This is a genomic window from Escherichia coli DSM 30083 = JCM 1649 = ATCC 11775, assembly GCF_003697165.2.
Taxonomy (GTDB): domain Bacteria; phylum Pseudomonadota; class Gammaproteobacteria; order Enterobacterales; family Enterobacteriaceae; genus Escherichia; species Escherichia coli.
The window spans coordinates 2127345-2143545 of record NZ_CP033092.2 but is presented as its reverse complement, the minus strand read 5'-3'; the positions used below and the strand labels follow the sequence as shown (position 1 = coordinate 2143545).

The 16201-nt window shown below is 52.1% G+C and carries 14 protein-coding genes and 1 pseudogene; 1 reads left to right on the top strand and 14 read right to left on the bottom strand.

Going from position 1 to position 16201, the window contains the following annotated elements:
* Positions 1-7 precede the first annotated feature (7 nt).
* The 3 genes from torY to yecM form a co-directional block, all read right to left on the bottom strand.
* A complete protein-coding gene (torY, locus tag EAS44_RS11365; protein WP_001214282.1) occupies positions 8-1108 on the bottom strand; it encodes a NapC/NirT family cytochrome c in 1101 nt (366 codons plus the stop codon).
* A gap of 387 nt (positions 1109-1495) precedes the next feature.
* Positions 1496-2242 carry a copper homeostasis protein CutC gene (gene cutC, locus EAS44_RS11360; protein WP_001185753.1) on the bottom strand — a complete coding sequence of 249 codons (747 nt, stop codon included), beginning with the start codon at positions 2240-2242 and terminating at the stop codon, positions 1496-1498.
* A gap of 13 nt (positions 2243-2255) precedes the next feature.
* Positions 2256-2822 (bottom strand): VOC family protein, encoded by a 567-nt coding sequence (yecM, locus tag EAS44_RS11355; RefSeq protein ID WP_001304291.1) that lies wholly within the window; start codon positions 2820-2822, stop codon positions 2256-2258.
* Between the two features lie 215 nt (positions 2823-3037).
* Here yecM and argS point away from each other — a divergent pair, with 215 nt between their 5' ends.
* Positions 3038-4771 carry an arginine--tRNA ligase gene (argS, locus tag EAS44_RS11350; protein WP_001025351.1) on the top strand — a complete coding sequence of 578 codons (1734 nt, stop codon included), beginning with the start codon at positions 3038-3040 and terminating at the stop codon, positions 4769-4771.
* A 52-nt stretch (positions 4772-4823) separates the two neighbouring features.
* Here argS and flhE read toward each other — a convergent pair whose 3' ends face one another.
* The 11 genes and pseudogenes from flhE to cheA all read right to left on the bottom strand — a co-directional run bounded on the left by flhE (position 4824) and on the right by cheA (position 16200).
* Positions 4824-5216, bottom strand: a complete 393-nt coding sequence (gene flhE / locus EAS44_RS11345; protein WP_001202075.1) for a flagellar protein FlhE — start codon at positions 5214-5216, stop codon at positions 4824-4826.
* Positions 5216-7294, bottom strand: coding sequence for a flagellar biosynthesis protein FlhA (gene flhA, locus EAS44_RS11340; RefSeq protein ID WP_000066983.1), 2079 nt, complete (start codon positions 7292-7294; stop codon positions 5216-5218). Before flhA ends, flhE begins: the two co-directional genes overlap by 1 nt.
* Positions 7287-8435 (bottom strand): flagellar biosynthesis protein FlhB, encoded by a 1149-nt coding sequence (gene flhB / locus EAS44_RS11335; protein WP_001278942.1) that lies wholly within the window; start codon positions 8433-8435, stop codon positions 7287-7289. The genes flhA and flhB overlap by 8 nt, the downstream gene beginning before the upstream one ends.
* Before the next feature lie 208 nt (positions 8436-8643).
* On the bottom strand, positions 8644-9288 hold the full coding sequence (gene cheZ, locus EAS44_RS11330) for a protein phosphatase CheZ (RefSeq protein ID WP_000983609.1): 645 nt from the start codon (positions 9286-9288) through the stop codon (positions 8644-8646).
* 10 nt (positions 9289-9298) lie between these two features.
* The gene (gene cheY, locus EAS44_RS11325) at positions 9299-9688 is read right to left on the bottom strand and encodes a chemotaxis response regulator CheY (protein WP_000763860.1); all 390 of its coding nucleotides are present in this window, start codon (positions 9686-9688) and stop codon (positions 9299-9301) included.
* 14 nt (positions 9689-9702) lie between these two features.
* Positions 9703-10752 carry a protein-glutamate methylesterase/protein glutamine deamidase gene (cheB, locus tag EAS44_RS11320; protein ID WP_000036385.1) on the bottom strand — a complete coding sequence of 350 codons (1050 nt, stop codon included), beginning with the start codon at positions 10750-10752 and terminating at the stop codon, positions 9703-9705.
* A 2-nt stretch (positions 10753-10754) separates the two neighbouring features.
* Entirely contained in the window at positions 10755-11615 is an 861-nt protein-coding gene (gene cheR, locus EAS44_RS11315) for a protein-glutamate O-methyltransferase CheR (RefSeq protein WP_000204321.1), read from the bottom strand.
* 93 nt (positions 11616-11708) lie between these two features.
* Positions 11709-11860, bottom strand: a pseudogene (locus tag EAS44_RS25250) (Tar ligand binding domain-containing protein); the annotation flags it as partial.
* 45 nt (positions 11861-11905) lie between these two features.
* Positions 11906-13567 carry a methyl-accepting chemotaxis protein II gene (gene tar, locus EAS44_RS11305; RefSeq protein WP_001350672.1) on the bottom strand — a complete coding sequence of 554 codons (1662 nt, stop codon included), beginning with the start codon at positions 13565-13567 and terminating at the stop codon, positions 11906-11908.
* A gap of 144 nt (positions 13568-13711) precedes the next feature.
* A complete protein-coding gene (gene cheW / locus EAS44_RS11300; RefSeq protein ID WP_000147302.1) occupies positions 13712-14215 on the bottom strand; it encodes a chemotaxis protein CheW in 504 nt (167 codons plus the stop codon).
* Positions 14216-14235: 20 nt separating this feature from the next.
* On the bottom strand, positions 14236-16200 hold the full coding sequence (cheA, locus tag EAS44_RS11295; RefSeq protein ID WP_001362840.1) for a chemotaxis protein CheA: 1965 nt from the start codon (positions 16198-16200) through the stop codon (positions 14236-14238).
* Position 16201: the final 1 nt, after the last annotated feature.

Below are 16201 nucleotides of genomic sequence, written 5' to 3'. Positions count from 1 at the left end.
ACGAGGATCACTGTTTCTCGGTAATATCTTTGGCGTTGTACTGGAAGTACCGCGTCAAAATGTCCAGTTCGTTTTCGCTCATGCTGGTTCGCGCCCCCATTCCTTTGGCAATGGACGGCCATGCATTGACGGTGTAATGGTCGGCGGCAATAGGGGCATGGCAGCCAGCGCAATAGGTATCGTCAAGTTTTTCAGCGTATTGCCATAGCGGTTTACGGTCCGCTAATGCGGGATCGATAAGCGACCCCTGCAAAGACGCCTGACGCCATTGATTGCCGTATTCGTCAGCCTGCCATTCCCCGTTTACCGTTAGCGCCTTGATACCTTCTTCACTTAATGTGGCGAGCGCCAGCCGTTGACCTGCCGCCAGGTAGAGCGTGTTTTCACTGCCCTGCATTTGATAACCCTGCAACCGAACAATTGGCTGTTTACCACTGACATCAACGACGGTAAGATCGGTACCAGGAGTCACGGTAGCCAGGTCGCCTATGCGAGAAGTTTTGAAAGGATAAATATGTGCGCCATTAGTAACTGAAGTAGCGGCCTGACTTTCCAGCTCATGCGCCGCGTTGTCATCCATTTTTATTTCTGGCGGAAAATGGGCAATGCCTTTATGGCAATCGATACAGGTTTCGCCGTCCTTTTGCGCTTTATTATGCATTTTTTGCGCAGATTCACTTTGCGAGGCAATATCCATGGCATCAAAAGAATGGCAACTACGGCAGGTTGCAGAGTCAGTTGCTTTTAATTCTTTCCATACTGTTTCGGCCATTTCCTGGCGATGAGCTTCGAACTTATCGTCACTGTCTATTTTGCCGCTAACAAATTCATGATAAATATCTTTAGATGCTTTTAATTTAGCAAATAAATAATCCATCCCTGACTTTGGAATATGGCAATCAGCACATTCCGCACGTATCCCTTTCTGGTTTGAAAAGTGGACAGTTCCCTGATATTCCTCAAAAGGTTTACTCATCGAGTGGCAGGAAAGGCAAAATGCGGTATCCGACGTTTTATGTAAGGCTTTTTGCGCCAGCAATAACCCGCCGCCACCAACCACAACCGCTATCAGCAAAAACAATAACCCAATGCGTTTTTTCCCTCGCATAGATTCCTCTAATTAAATTCCAGGACACCGATACCATTGTATAAATAAATACACAACGAATTGACTACTTGCTTAATTCGGCACAACACTGCCTGAAATAATCGATAAAGAATATGATTTATTACAATGTAATCATTAATTGCTAAGAAATAACCCAGTTGTTATTTAGAATATATATTTGTCAGTTTTGGCAATTTAAATCACATAATGAATGTGAATATATAAAATATTTTTAGCACAACGCTATGCGCACTGTCACCCGCTCAACAGATCACGGCAATCGTTCGTTTTTTATACTGCTCAGGGATAAAAAAAGGCCCCTGTTGAAATTGCAGGGGCCTGGTACGAGCAAGCATCATATTGGGCGACATGATGCAACGGTAAAAATCATTTGGCCTGATGGCGTTCAATGATTCCTTTCATTTCAGCAACCGCCGCCCCGTCTACGACATAACGCAAATACTCGTCCGCGTGTGCATCTGATGACATGGACAATCCTTGATTACGATAACGCATCGGTGAGGCTTGCCACGCTCCCGCGGAGCTATGGACTTCCAGCACTCCGGCATCGAGGAAGTGGTGCAGGTTTTCCGCACGGACTCCTGCTCCGGCCATAATGATTGGAGCATCACGATGGGCAATAAGTTCCATAATTTTTGATAAACCTTGCAGTGCGTCTGATTTTTGCCCTGATGTCAGTACCCGGGTAATGCCCAATTCCGTAAGATTATTGAGTGTATTTAAAGGGTTAGCGCACATATCGAAGGCGCGATGAAAAGTCACTGCCAGCGGACCGGCAGCAGCCATTATTTTTTCCATTCGTGGCATATCGACATTCCCGTCAACCTCGAGAACGCCCGTCACCAGTCCAGGAAAACCTAATTCGCGGACTGTGCGCACATCTTCAAGAATGGCGGCAAACTCACCGTCGCTGTAGCAAAAATCACCACCGCGTGGGCGGATAATCGGATGCACTGGGATCGTCACCCGCTGGCGCACGGATTTCAGTACCCCCAACGACGGCGTTAAGCCCCCCTCTTTTGGAGCTGCGCATAATTCAACTCTGTCAGCGCCGTTTTGCTGCGCCGTTAGCGCGCATTCCATGCTGTAACAGCAAATTTCCAGTAATGCCATTTTTGCTCCTTAGTTACGCCGACTGCTCGCTGGCAACGATCTCTTCAATGGACCACGGATGAAACTTAATGGTTGTTTTACCATCGGTGACCGCCAGCGTCGGATTCGGTAATCGTTCATGCTCACCTTTTGGCGAACTGGTTTTAACTGAGATCCCCGGCAGGCTGAGTCCTTCATCAGAAAGCAATGCCAGCGCACGGGCATTCAGCGTTTCTGGATCACCCGGCAGAACGATTTCAATATGTTCCCAACCTTCGTGCGGGTAACGTTTTTCCCCGGGCCACGGTAGCTCCACAATGGAAAACTGCCAGTGCGCAACCTGTACCGGTTCATGCAATTTAAACAGACAAATCGGTCTGCCATTGATCATATTTTCTGACAAAAGCTCGCCGCACTGTTCAAACCCGCGACGCCAGCGTTCAGCGGTGACGTTTTGATGGCAACGCAAGGAAATGTGATCGGCAGTCAGCGGAGTGATATCCAACCCCAGACGGCGGGAAAGTTCATCTAATGCGTGGGTAAATCGCGGTAAATCCGATGCAATATCCTGCAGCTCGTCGATAGATTGCCAGTTCGCCATAATCACTCTTCGTCTTTCATTAAAAGCGTTAATTTACCCTGTTGCCCTGCGCCAACCAACCGCTGATTTCGCGCCGCTCCTGATGCAATAGTGAAAACGGCAATACGCCCCGCGCACGTTGCTGACGAAAACAGCCATTTGCAGTATACTCCCGCCCTAATTTCTTTAACTGGTGCGGGCAATTTTTGCTCGCTTCATCAATGTAAGGTATTCCGGTGAATATTCAGGCTCTTCTCTCAGAAAAAGTCCGTCAGGCCATGATTGCGGCAGGCGCGCCTGCGGATTGCGAACCGCAGGTTCGTCAGTCAGCAAAAGTTCAGTTCGGCAACTATCAGGCTAACGGCATGATGGCAGTTGCTAAAAAACTGGGTATGGCACCGCGACAATTAGCAGAGCAGGTGCTGACTCATCTGGATCTTAACGGTATCGCCAGCAAAGTTGAGATCGCCGGTCCAGGCTTTATCAACATTTTCCTTGATCCGGCATTCCTGGCTGAACATGTTCAGCAGGCGCTGGCGTCCGATCGTCTCGGTGTTGCTATGCCAGAAAAACAAACCATTGTGGTTGACTACTCTGCGCCAAACGTGGCGAAAGAGATGCATGTCGGTCACCTGCGCTCTACCATTATTGGTGACGCAGCAGTGCGTACTCTGGAGTTCCTCGGTCACAAAGTGATTCGCGCAAACCACGTCGGCGACTGGGGCACTCAGTTCGGTATGCTGATTGCATGGCTGGAAAAGCAGCAGCAAGAAAACGCCGGTGAAATGGAGCTGGCTGACCTTGAAGGTTTCTACCGCGATGCGAAAAAGCATTACGACGAGGATGAAGAGTTTGCCGAGCGTGCACGTAACTACGTGGTAAAACTGCAAAGCGGTGACGAATATTTCCGCGAGATGTGGCGCAAACTGGTCGACATCACCATGACGCAGAACCAGATCACCTACGATCGTCTGAACGTGACGTTGACCCGCGATGACGTCATGGGTGAAAGTCTCTACAACCCAATGCTGCCGGGTATCGTGGCGGACCTGAAAGCCAAAGGTCTGGCAGTAGAAAGTGAAGGCGCGACCGTTGTATTCCTTGATGAGTTCAAAAACAAGGAAGGCGAACCGATGGGCGTTATCATTCAGAAGAAAGATGGCGGCTATCTCTACACCACCACTGATATCGCCTGTGCGAAATATCGTTATGAAACACTGCATGCCGATCGCGTGCTGTATTACATCGACTCCCGTCAGCATCAACACCTGATGCAGGCGTGGGCTATCGTCCGCAAAGCAGGCTATGTACCGGAATCCGTACCGCTGGAACACCACATGTTCGGCATGATGCTGGGTAAAGACGGCAAACCGTTCAAAACCCGCGCGGGTGGTACAGTGAAACTGGCCGATCTGCTGGATGAAGCCCTGGAGCGTGCACGCCGTCTGGTGGCAGAAAAGAACCCGGATATGCCAGCCGACGAGCTGGAAAAACTGGCTAACGCGGTTGGTATTGGTGCGGTGAAATATGCGGATCTCTCCAAAAACCGCACCACGGACTACATCTTCGACTGGGACAACATGCTGGCGTTTGAGGGTAATACCGCGCCATACATGCAGTATGCTTACACGCGTGTATTATCCGTGTTCCGTAAAGCAGAAATTGACGAAGAGCAACTGGCTGCAGCTCCGGTAATCATCCGTGAAGATCGTGAAGCGCAACTGGCAGCTCGCCTGCTGCAGTTTGAAGAAACCCTCACTGTGGTTGCCCGTGAAGGCACGCCGCATGTGATGTGTGCTTACCTGTACGATCTGGCCGGTCTGTTCTCTGGCTTCTACGAGCACTGCCCGATCCTCAGCGCAGAAAACGAAGAAGTGCGTAACAGCCGTCTGAAACTGGCACAACTGACGGCGAAGACGCTGAAGCTGGGTCTGGATACGCTGGGTATTGAGACAGTAGAGCGTATGTAATCGCGTTATACGGCAACAGCCGATGTCATTGCAGACATCGGCTTTTTTATCATTAACGATAATTTACAATCACTTCATTCCGTTGAATCTTTAGCGGCGGAATTAACCGCCCACCGCCAGGCACTTCCCAGATAAAGCGCAACGGTTCTGCCGCCGGTATACCGGAAAAGGCCATGGTGGTTCCACTCTGCCCCTCTAATTCGACACAACGAGATTGTGAACACAAGCGAACCCGCAGTCCTGCAGGTGTCGGACCGATAAGCTGATAACGCCACGCCACCAGCGTCATCAATCCTGAAGCAGGTTGTCGCGTAGAAAGAGGCGCTGACGACATCGATTCACCGCGATGATTTAGCGTAACGCCCACGCTACTCGCCTGCCACATCCCCTCCCCGGCGGCTTGCACCAGCAGCGGAAACAATAATATTGCTAATAAGGCTCTCATTATTTGCCGCCAATCGTCGCCGTCATACGGATATGTCGGTTATCTGATAGTTCCAGATTCGACAGCACCACTAACTGCGGCAAGCTGCGGCGCAGGAAGCGAGACAATAATGGTCGCAGCGCGTGGTTCACCAACAATACCGGCGGCGCACCCAACATCTCCTGACGGGATAGCGCTTCCTGAGTTTGCGCCAACAAGCGATCCGCCAGCCCTGGCTCCAGTCCCCCCCCGCCCTGCAATGCCTGTAGCAACAAACGTTCCAGCGGTGTATCGAGGCCAATAACATGGACTTCATCTTTGCCAGGAAACCACTGCTGGGTAATCGCCCGTCCCAACGCCACGCGCACGACGGCGGTTAATTCATGTGGATCGCTCTGAATGGGCGCATGTTCCGCCAGCGTTTCGAGAATGGTGCGCATATCGCGAATCGGCACTTTTTCATCGAGCAGATTTTGCAGCACTTTATGCAGTGTGGTAAGCGTGACGACGCCAGGAACGAGATCTTCCGTCAGCTTTGGCATCTCCTGGGCGACGCGATCCAGCAGCTGTTGCGCCTCCTGACGACCAAACAGCTCTGCGGCATGCTGGCTAATGAGGTGGTTAAGATGCGTTGCCACCACCGTGCTGGCCTCAACCACGGTGTACCCCTGAATCTGCGCCTGTTCTTTAAGCGCACTTTCAATCCAGATAGCATTCAGGCCAAATGCCGGATCGACGGTCGCCTCACCAGGTAACGTCCCGGCAGCGGTTCCAGGGTTAATCGCCAACCAACGCCCCGGATAAGCATCACCACTGCCTATCTCCACGCCTTTCATCAAAATGCGATAGCGGGCAGGTTGCAGATCCATATTGTCGCGAATGTGCACCACTGGCGGCAGAAACCCCATCTCCTGGGCAAATTTCTTGCGGATACTGCGTATACGGCCCAACAACTCACCATCCTGCTGGAAATCGACCATCGGGATCAGTCGATAACCCACTTCCATTCCCAGAGAATCTTCCAGTTGTACATCGTTCCACGTCGCTTCGACAACGGTATTATTCTCTGCCATTTTTACCGGTTTTGGTTCGGCAGGCGCTTTTTGTTCACGTCCGCGGATCCACCAGGCCAGTCCCAGCAATCCGGCAGTGAACAGCAAAAATACCAGGTTCGGCATTCCAGGCACCAGGCCGAGTAAACCGAGCACGGCGGCGCTTAATAACATAACGCTTGGGTTACTGAAAAGCTGATTCACCATCTGCTCGCCAACATCCTGATCGGTGCTGACACGTGTAACGATGACGCCCGCGGCGGTAGAAATCACCAGTGCCGGGATTTGTGCCACCAGACCGTCGCCAATGGTCAATAGCGTATAACTTTCCGCCGCGTGCCCCATGCTCATGCCATGTTGCAGCACACCGACCAGCAATCCGCCGACAACGTTAATGACCATGATGAGGATCCCGGCGATGGCATCGCCGCGAACAAACTTACTTGCCCCGTCCATCGAGCCGTAAAAATCGGCTTCCTGAGTCACTTCGGAGCGGCGTTTTTTCGCTTCATCTTCACCAATCAATCCAGCGTTAAGGTCGGCGTCAATCGCCATCTGCTTACCCGGCATACCATCGAGAACAAAGCGCGCGCCCACTTCCGCAATACGCCCGGCACCTTTGGTGATAACCATAAAGTTGATGATCACGAGAATGACGAACACCACGATACCGATAGCGAAATTGCCACCAACGAGGAAGTGACCGAACGCTTCGACCACCTTTCCAGCCGCCGCCGCGCCGGTATGCCCTTCCATCAAAATGATACGGGTTGAAGCCACGTTAAGTGCCAGACGCAACAGCGTGGTAAACAACAGGATGGTCGGAAACGCAGCAAACTCAAGCGTGCGCTGGGTAAACATCGCCACCAGCAACACCATGATCGACAAGGCAATATTGAAGGTAAACAGCAGGTCGAGTATGAATGCGGGCAGTGGCAGTACCATCATCGACAAGATCAACAGGATCAAAATCGGTCCGGCAAGGATCTGCCATTGTGTCGATTTCAGGTTTGCAGGCAGGCGCAGCATCGCGGCCAGATTACTCATGGGTCGGTTTCTCGTTAATAAAATCCAGGGCTTCCGGCACCGGAAGATGTGTAGGTTGTACAGGGCGTTGTCCACCAGCCAGACGCCAGCGTTTCAGTTGCCAGACCCAGGCCAGCACTTCCGCCACCGCGGCGTACAGTTGACCCGGGATTTGTTGACCGATCTCCGCATGTCGATACAGCGCACGCGCCAGCGGCGGCGCTTCAAGCGTCGGGACGTTATTTTCAGCGCCAATTTCACGAATGCGCAGCGCGACCAGCCCTGCACCTTTAGCGACCACTTTCGGTGCGCTCATTTTGTTTTCGTCATACTGCAACGCTACCGAATAGTGGGTCGGGTTATTGACAATGACATCCGCTTTCGGCACATCGGCCATCATCCGACGCCGTGCGGCCGCTCGCTGCATCTGACGGATCCGCCCTTTAACATGGGGGTCGCCTTCGCTTTGTTTGAACTCATCACGAATATCCTGCCGTGACATTCGCAGCTTTTTCAGGTGGCTGAAGATTTGGAAAAAGACGTCAAATCCCACCATTGGAATGACACCAAGCACCACCAGCAGCGCGCATAGCCCTACCAGATCCATCGCATTACCCATGGCGGTAATCGGAGACTCGGCCATTAAGCGCATCATCTGCGGCCAGTGATGCCAGAGAAAAAACCCCGTCACGCTGCCAACCAGGATGGTTTTCAAAATTGCCTTAAGCAACTCCGCGCCAGTCTGTGCCGAGAACATCCGTTTAATGCCCGGTAGCGGGTTGAGTTTGGAAAACTTCGGCTGCAAGGATTTTCCGCTAAATACCAGCCCCCCCAGCATAACCGGAGAAATAATCGCCACCAGCACCACGCCGCTAATCAGCGGTAGCAGCGCCAGCATGGCTTCTCTGATCAGCAGAATAATCTGCCCGAGGATCAGATTCGGGTCATTGATAATACTGTGATCAAAATGCAGCCCTGCGGAGAGCATGCCCGACAATCGACGGGCCAGCGACACACCGCCAAACCAGATAACACTAACGCCCACCAGCAAAATCAGCAGTGAAGTCAGTTCACGGGAACGCGGGATTTGCCCCTCTTCCCGCGCTTTTTCTAGTCGGTGAGGTGTGGGGGCTTCTGTTTTGTCGTCGCTCTCGTCAGACACGTCGCCAATCCTGGAAAGAGTATTAAGCGTAAATGATGCCAGAGCGCAAAGCGTTCAATGGTTTGAGTAAGGGGCAAAACAGGCGGGATTTAGGGCTTTTGCCACAGCACATCAGGCATGGTGACATGTTTGTCGGGTACGGCGTAAACGCCTTATCCAACCTTGAAGATCTGATGTGACGCGGCCACGTCACATCAGGCAATACAAATCAAAATCCAAGACTATCCAACAAATCGTCCACCTGATCCTGACTGGCTACCACACCGGCTTTGCTGGTATCGACCTGAGGTCCATTAAGCAAACTCTGGTTTTCACGTTTTGGACGCGACTCCTGTTCCGGGATGTTTTCCAACAGCACCATCAGCAACTGACGTTCGATCTCCTGAATGACATCCATCATCCGCTTAATGACCTGTCCGGTGAGATCCTGAAAATCCTGCGCCATCATGATTTCCAGCAGTTGCGCGTTAGTAAAGCTGGTATGCGCGGGGACATCTGCCAGAAATTGCCGCGTGTCTGTTACCAGTTCACGGGCGTCGGCAAGGTCAATCGGATCGGCAAACCAGTCATCCCAACGTTGGGTTAACGCTTTTGCTGATTTCTCCATTTGATCCTGATGCGGTTGTGACGCCTCAACACTGTTCAGCGCCCGCTCCGCAGCCTGGGCGGTCATCTGCACAACATAGTACAAACGATCGCGCGCATCGGGGATGGCTTCCGCTGCTTCGGCAATGGCCTGATCCAGCCCCAGCTCCCGCAAACTGTCGCGCAGCATACGCGTCAGGCTGCCGATGCGCGCAATGATATCGCCAGCTGAATGCTCGTCAGCAGGTTTGATTGATGGTTGCATCATAGTCGCATCCTCACATGCCCAGTTTCTCAAAGATTTTGTTGAGTTTTTCCTCCAGCGTCGCAGCGGTAAATGGTTTCACCACATAGCCACTGGCCCCCGCTTGCGCCGCAGCAATGATGTTCTCTTTCTTCGCTTCTGCAGTCACCATTAACACTGGCAATGCCGACATCGCGCCATCCGCACGAATCGTTTTCAGCAACTCCAGGCCATCCATATTGGGCATGTTCCAGTCGGAGATAACAAATCCATAACCGCCTGCCTGCAACTTATTGAGAGCATCGAGGCCATCTTCCGCTTCCTCAACATTATTGAATCCCAGCTCTTTCAGCAGGTTACGCACTATGCGTCGCATGGTGGAAAAGTCATCCACAACCAAAAATTTAAGTTCTTTATCCGCCATTTCACACTCCTGATTTAAATACGTATCGCCTGTCCGGCACTAATTTTTGCCAGCATTTGCTGACTTACCTGGCTAAGATCGACCACTTCGCAGACACCACCCATATTGATGGCCTCGCGCGGCATGCCGAACACCACGCAACTTGCTTCGTTTTGCGCAAGGGTCCATGCCCCCGCCTGACGCATCGCCAACATTCCCGCCGCGCCGTCGTTGCCCATACCGGTTAGGATTACCCCAACCGCATTACGCCCCGCCTGTTTGGCCACAGAATGGAACAACACATCTACCGATGGCCGATGGCGATTAACCGCAGGGCCATCGTGAATTTTGATTTGATAATTTGCGCCACTACGCGCCAGCTCCATATGCCGATCGCCCGGCGCGATATAGGCATGTCCCGGCAAGACGCGCTCTCCGTCTTCGGCTTCTTTAACCCCGATCTGGCAAAGCTTATTAAGTCTGTCGGCAAAAGAGCGGGTGAAACCGGGCGGCATATGCTGGGTAATTAACAGTGCCGGACTGGAAAGCGGCAACGGTTGCAGTACGTGACGAATTGCCTCAGTTCCACCCGTTGAAGCACCAATCGCAATCAGTTTTTCAGAACTCAACAACGGCCCCGCCTTCAGCGTTGTCGGTACCGACAATGGCTTATGTGCTGCAAGGCTCGCCTTTGCTGCCGTACGCACCTTTTCAGCAATCATTTCGCTATATGCCAGCATTCCTTCGCGAATACCCAGTTGCGGTTTGGTGACAAAATCTATCGCCCCCAGCTCCAGCGCGCGCAGCGTAACTTCTGACCCTTTGCCGGTCAGGGAAGAAACCATCACAACGGGCATTGGACGCAAACGCATTAATTTTTCGAGGAAATCCAGTCCGTCCATCCGCGGCATTTCAACATCCAGCGTCAATACATCGGGATTGAATTTCTTAATCAAATCACGCGCAACCAGCGGATCAGGGGCGGTCGCCACCATTTCCATGTCGCTATGGCTGTTGATGATTTCTGTCATGATCTGGCGCATCAGTGCCGAATCATCGACAGATAACACCCTGATTTTGCTCATCGTTAATCCTTACTTAGCGCATACACCGTCTGACCACGCAGCGTGAAGCGGCGCTCAAGGTGGCTAAAGTTTTCAGAGTGACCCGCAAACAGCAATCCGTCGGGTTTAAGGAGCGGAACAAAGCGGCGCAAAATCTTCTGCTGGGTAGTTTGATCGAAGTAGATCATGACGTTACGACAGAAGATCGCATCAAACGGCCCCGGCACGGTGTACTGTTTCGCCAGTAAATTCAGCGGGGCAAAATCAACATAGTTCGCCAGCTCCTGACGCACGCGTACCAGCCCTTCATGCGGTCCCGTCCCTCGCATGAAATACCGTTGCAGTTGCTGCGGCGTCAGGTTTTTCAACTCTTCATGGCGATAAATACCGCTTCTGGCTTTTTCCAGCACTTCGGTGTCGATATCGCTGGCAAACACTTTCCAGCGTCCGGGCGCGGTGCCCAATGTATCAGCCAGCGTCATCGCTATGCTGTACGGCTCTTCGCCGGTTGAAGCCGCCGCGCTCCATACGCGATACTCGCCAGAACGGCGACGTGCGTGATCCGCGAGCAGAGGAAAATGGTGTGCCTCACGGAAAAATGCCGTCAGATTCGTGGTCAGCGAATTGATAAACGCCTGCCACTCACCGCTGTGCTGATTAGATTCCAGCAAGTTCAGGTAATGACCGAAATCCGCCAGTCCCAGCGCACGCAAACGACGAACCAGTCGGTTGTAAACCATGTCGCGTTTATGGTCAGCCAGAACGATCCCGGCTCGTTGATAGATCAATTGACTTATCCGCCGAAAATGCGCGTCGGAAAGCGCCAGGCGCTCGGTCATCTGTAACAATAAAGACGTTTGCCCACAGGGCAGAGATGAAGTCATAGCGCCTTCTCAATCACTTCAGGATACCACTGGCGCAATTTGTAACTGCGCCGACTCATGTCGTGCTACTTCATGTTCTTCAAGGGTAAATACCGCCACACGCGACGAAAGATGGTCGGCCTGATTCAGTCGTTGCAAATCGTCGCGAAATGCCCAAAAGACATGCCGTTACTGCCAATCTGCAAGATCCCGCAGAGAATCAAAATTAAAAACAGCGTGGTCGAAATTCGAATACGATTAAACATCAACGCTCCCCATCAGGCGGCAATGACCGCTTTAGTAAATACTCGTCAAAATGTTTCCCAGTTTGGATCTTGTTCAGCAATTCGCAGTCGTGGCTGTGCCGGTGGTTGCTCACTGGCAGGACGGGATGGTGTTTGCGGTTTATTGGTGAGTGGGCTGGCTGCCAGACGGAACGCGGAAACCGCTTGCGTTAAACGACTCGCCTGTTCTTCCAGCGCAGCTGCGGCGGCAGCTGATTCCTGCACCAGCGATGCGTTCTGTTGCGTGACGCGATCCATTTCCGAAACCGCCAATGCGACTTGATCGATGCCACGGCTCTGTTCATCCGATGCTGATGCAATCTCGCCCATAATGTCAGTCACGCGAGTGACAGCATTGACGATATTGTTCATTGTTTCCCCAGCGCTTTCGACCAGCACCGAACCGGTATCAACGCGCGAGACGGAGTCTTCAATGAGGACTTTGATCTCTTTTGCCGCCTGTGCACTGCGACTGGCAAGATTACGCACTTCACCCGCCACCACGGCAAAACCACGGCCCTGTTCACCCGCTCGCGCGGCTTCAACAGCGGCATTCAGCGCGAGGATATTAGTCTGGAAGGCAATACCATCGATAACGCTGATAATGTCGGCAATTTTCTTCGAACTATCGGCGATCTCATGCATCGTTTTCACTACGCCATCCACCACTTTGCCGCCGTGCTGGGCGGTGTCGGAGGCACTTTGCGCCAGTTGCGAGGCCTGGCGGGCGTTATCGGCGTTTTGCTTCACTGTCGCGGTGAGCTGCTCCATGCTGGCGGCAGTTTCTTCCAGCGCGGATGCCTGCTGTTCAGTACGGGAGGAAAGATCGGTGTTGCCCGCCGCAATTTCACGGGTACCGGCATAGATGGCATCTGAACCTTCGCGCACATGAGTGACGGTGTCAGTCAAAGAGCGTTGCATATGTGAAACGCTCTGCGCCAGGTCGCCCATTTCACTGCGCCCGTCAATGGTCAGGGTATTCGCCAGGTTACCACCGGCAATTTCGCGAATATGCGCAATAATTTTTGCCAGCGGTGTAAGCAACATACGGCGAATGCCGTACCACGCCACCAGCAGAATCAATACCACCACCAGCGCGATAACCGCCAGTTGCCACTGGGCAAATCGGTAATCATCTGCGTTGTCAGTGACGATATCGCGATACAGTTTTTCACTGCTGAGGGCGTACTGAGCAAACGCTTCGCCCATTGCATTTTGCATTCCCTGGGTTGGCTGAGCGAAATAAGCTCCAGTATTGCCATAATCAAGATAATCAATCAGTTCAGTTAACGCTGTGTGATAGTTTTTATATTTTTCATCAATATTACGACTGGTAGCGACCATTTCAGGTAACGGTGCCATGCTTTTGAATTTTTTATAATGAGTCGCGGCCTGGGCCAATGTTTTCCTGGCACTATCGAGCAACTCAACTTTGGCATTACTTTGCTGATTGGATGAATCCATCATCATCCGCACCGCTGAACGACTCAGGTTAATGCGCGTTTGTAGCATTAAATCCCATGTTGACGTCAGCTCGCCCTGCTGTTCCCGTAATTGATTGGAAACCACAAAGCTCTTCTGGCTATGGTGAAGGGAAGAAAAAAACAGACTGCCGGAAATAAGCTGTAACAGTGCGAATACCCCCAGCACCATTACCAACAGCGTGACTACGCGGATACGGTTAATCATAAGGCACCTTCCTGAAAACAAGTTGATCTCGTTATCGGCAAGGAGGGGGGAAACTTTATTGCTGATGCCACCCGCCGCGAAATTGAAATAAAAAACCCGATGCGCAGATCATCGGGTTCATTTCAATTGAGGAAATCGGGAGAATTACGCCACTTCTGACGCCGCGCTATCTAACAGCGCCATCTCTTCGCTGTTCAGCAGTTTTTCGATGTTCACCAGAATCAACATGCGGTCGCCCAGTGCGCCCAGTCCTGTGAGATATTCGGTTGAAAGCGTCACGGCAAATTCCGGTGCCGGACGAATTTGCTCCGCCGTCAATGAAAGCACGTCTGAGACGCCGTCAACCACGATGCCGACCACCCGCTGTCCGAGATTCAGGACGATAACTACCGTGTTGTCGTTATAGTCCACATCCACCTGGCTGAACTTAATTCGTAAGTCAACAATCGGCACAATAACGCCGCGCAGATTCGTGACGCCTTTGATAAACGCTGGCGTGTTCGCAATCCGTGTCACCTGATCGTAGCCACGGATCTCCTGCACTTTCAGAATATCAATACCGTACTCTTCATCACCAAGGGTAAATACCAGAAATTCCTGGCCTGACGGCTCGCTGGCCAGCTTTGTTACATTCGTCATACCGGTCATATTGTTACCTTTTTACTCATTCAGGCGGCGGTGTTCGCCATACGTTGTTCGCGGTTTATCGCCTGCAAGGCGGAGACATCAACAATCAGTGCCACGCTGCCGTCGCCAAGAATGGTCGCAGCAGAAATGCCGGGGACTTTGCGATAGTTACTTTCAAGGTTTTTAACCACAACTTGGTGTTGACCAATTAATTGATCCACCAGCAAGGCGTAGCGGCGACCGCCACTTTGTAAGATCACCACAATTCCCTGGGTAGCTTCGGTTTTCGCGCCCGCGACGTTGAACACTTTCCACAGTTCGACGATAGGCAGATATTCACCCCGCACTTCCAGCACCCGCTCGCCGCCGGCCAGTGGATGGAGATCGGCTTCACGGGGTTGCAGTGATTCCATAACAGCATTCAGCGGCAGAATGAAAACTTCATCCGCAACGCGTACGGACATGCCGTCGAGGATGGCCAGCGTCAGCGGCAGTAAAATGCGGATCGTCGTGCCAGTACCCTGCATCGACTGGATCTCGACATGACCGCCCATCTCCTGGATATTACGTTTAACGACGTCCATGCCGACGCCACGCCCGGAGACGTCGGTGACCTGCTCCGCCGTGGAGAAGCCAGGGGCAAATATCAGCATCGCAACTTCGTCGTCGCTCATGTTTTCGCTGACGGTCAGACCTTGCGAGGCCGCTTTTGCCAGAATTCGTTCACGGTTTAGCCCCGCCCCATCGTCGGTCACTTCAATGCAAATGTTGCCGCCCTGATGTTCGGCAGACAGAATTAAATTTCCGACGCTGTTTTTACCTGCAGCGAGCCGTTTTTCTGGCAGTTCAATACCGTGATCGAGGCTATTGCGTACCAGGTGGGTCAGCGGGTCGATAATGCGTTCAATCAGGCTCTTGTCGAGTTCAGTAGAACTGCCCACCAGCGTCAGTTCTACCTGCTTGCCGAGTTTTCCCGCCAGATCACGCACCAGCCGGGGATAACGACTAAAGACATATTCCATCGGCATCATGCGAATCGACATCACTGATTCCTGCAAATCACGGGCGTTACGTTGTAACTGCCCCATGCTGGTAATCAAATCACCATGATTAACCGGGTCCAGTTCGCTGGAACGCTGGGCAAGCATGGACTGGGTGATGACCAGCTCACCGACGAGGTTAATTAATTGATCAACCTTTTCTACCGCTACACGGATGCTGGTGGATTCACTGCTGCGCGTCGTTTTTTCCCGCTCCACGCGACCGATTGGCGCTTGTTCGGCTGCCAGTTTAAGCATTGGTGGGGTGGATATTTTTGGCGAGACGTCTACTGTTTCAAAGGTAATCTGATCGGCTTCAATCACAAAACAGAGTACCGCAGTGATGTCATCTTCGGCGATGTCGTCCGGTAATATTGCCGAGAGAGAATCCGCCCCTTTCACCACGTCAGTTAACGTTGTCAGATGCCCCAACTCTTCTTCCAGCAGGTCGACTTCGCCGGCCTTCAGGCGCGAAAGGATAATTCGTCGCGGTGACTGACTACGACTCTGCTCATCTTGCGGTTCACTTTTGGCAACCACACTTAATCGGGTCACTGCGGATGGCGTTTCGCCTTTCGCTTCTAATGCCAGTTGACGTAAGGCCTGGCAGATATAATTGAAGCTGGCGGCATCCGGCTCTTGCGACTGTTTATAAGCGTCGAGCTGTTCTTGCATGATGTCCTTCGTTTCCAAAAACAGATTGATAATGTCGGTGTTGAGTTGCATCTCACCTCGTCTGGCTTCATCGAGCAGGTTTTCCATCAGATGCGTGGTTTCCTGCAAAACGCTGAAGCCAAAGGTTCCTGCCCCTCCTTTGATCGAGTGGGCAGCCCGAAAGATGGCATTCAACTGTTCGGCATCTGGCGCTTCCGGCTGCAAAACCAGCAGATGCTGCTCCATATCAGCCAACAGTTCGTCCGCTTCATCAAAAAATGTCTGATAAAAATCGCTTATATCCATGCTCACG

What these genes read in the sequence shown, in the direction of transcription:
- cheB (WP_000036385.1), bottom strand. Translation starts at nt 10,752, where the DNA reads ATGAGCAAAATCAGGGTGTTATCTGTCGATGATTCGGCACTGATGCGC.
- torY (WP_001214282.1), bottom strand. Translation starts at nt 1,108, where the DNA reads ATGCGAGGGAAAAAACGCATTGGGTTATTGTTTTTGCTGATAGCGGTT.
- cheZ (WP_000983609.1), bottom strand. Translation starts at nt 9,288, where the DNA reads ATGATGCAACCATCAATCAAACCTGCTGACGAGCATTCAGCTGGCGAT.
- yecM (WP_001304291.1), bottom strand. Translation starts at nt 2,822, where the DNA reads ATGGCGAACTGGCAATCTATCGACGAGCTGCAGGATATTGCATCGGAT.
- flhE (WP_001202075.1), bottom strand. Translation starts at nt 5,216, where the DNA reads ATGAGAGCCTTATTAGCAATATTATTGTTTCCGCTGCTGGTGCAAGCC.
- flhA (WP_000066983.1), bottom strand. Translation starts at nt 7,294, where the DNA reads ATGAGTAATCTGGCCGCGATGCTGCGCCTGCCTGCAAACCTGAAATCG.
- cheY (WP_000763860.1), bottom strand. Translation starts at nt 9,688, where the DNA reads ATGGCGGATAAAGAACTTAAATTTTTGGTTGTGGATGACTTTTCCACC.
- tar (WP_001350672.1), bottom strand. Translation starts at nt 13,567, where the DNA reads ATGATTAACCGTATCCGCGTAGTCACGCTGTTGGTAATGGTGCTGGGG.
- cheR (WP_000204321.1), bottom strand. Translation starts at nt 11,615, where the DNA reads ATGACTTCATCTCTGCCCTGTGGGCAAACGTCTTTATTGTTACAGATG.
- cheW (WP_000147302.1), bottom strand. Translation starts at nt 14,215, where the DNA reads ATGACCGGTATGACGAATGTAACAAAGCTGGCCAGCGAGCCGTCAGGC.
- cutC (WP_001185753.1), bottom strand. Translation starts at nt 2,242, where the DNA reads ATGGCATTACTGGAAATTTGCTGTTACAGCATGGAATGCGCGCTAACG.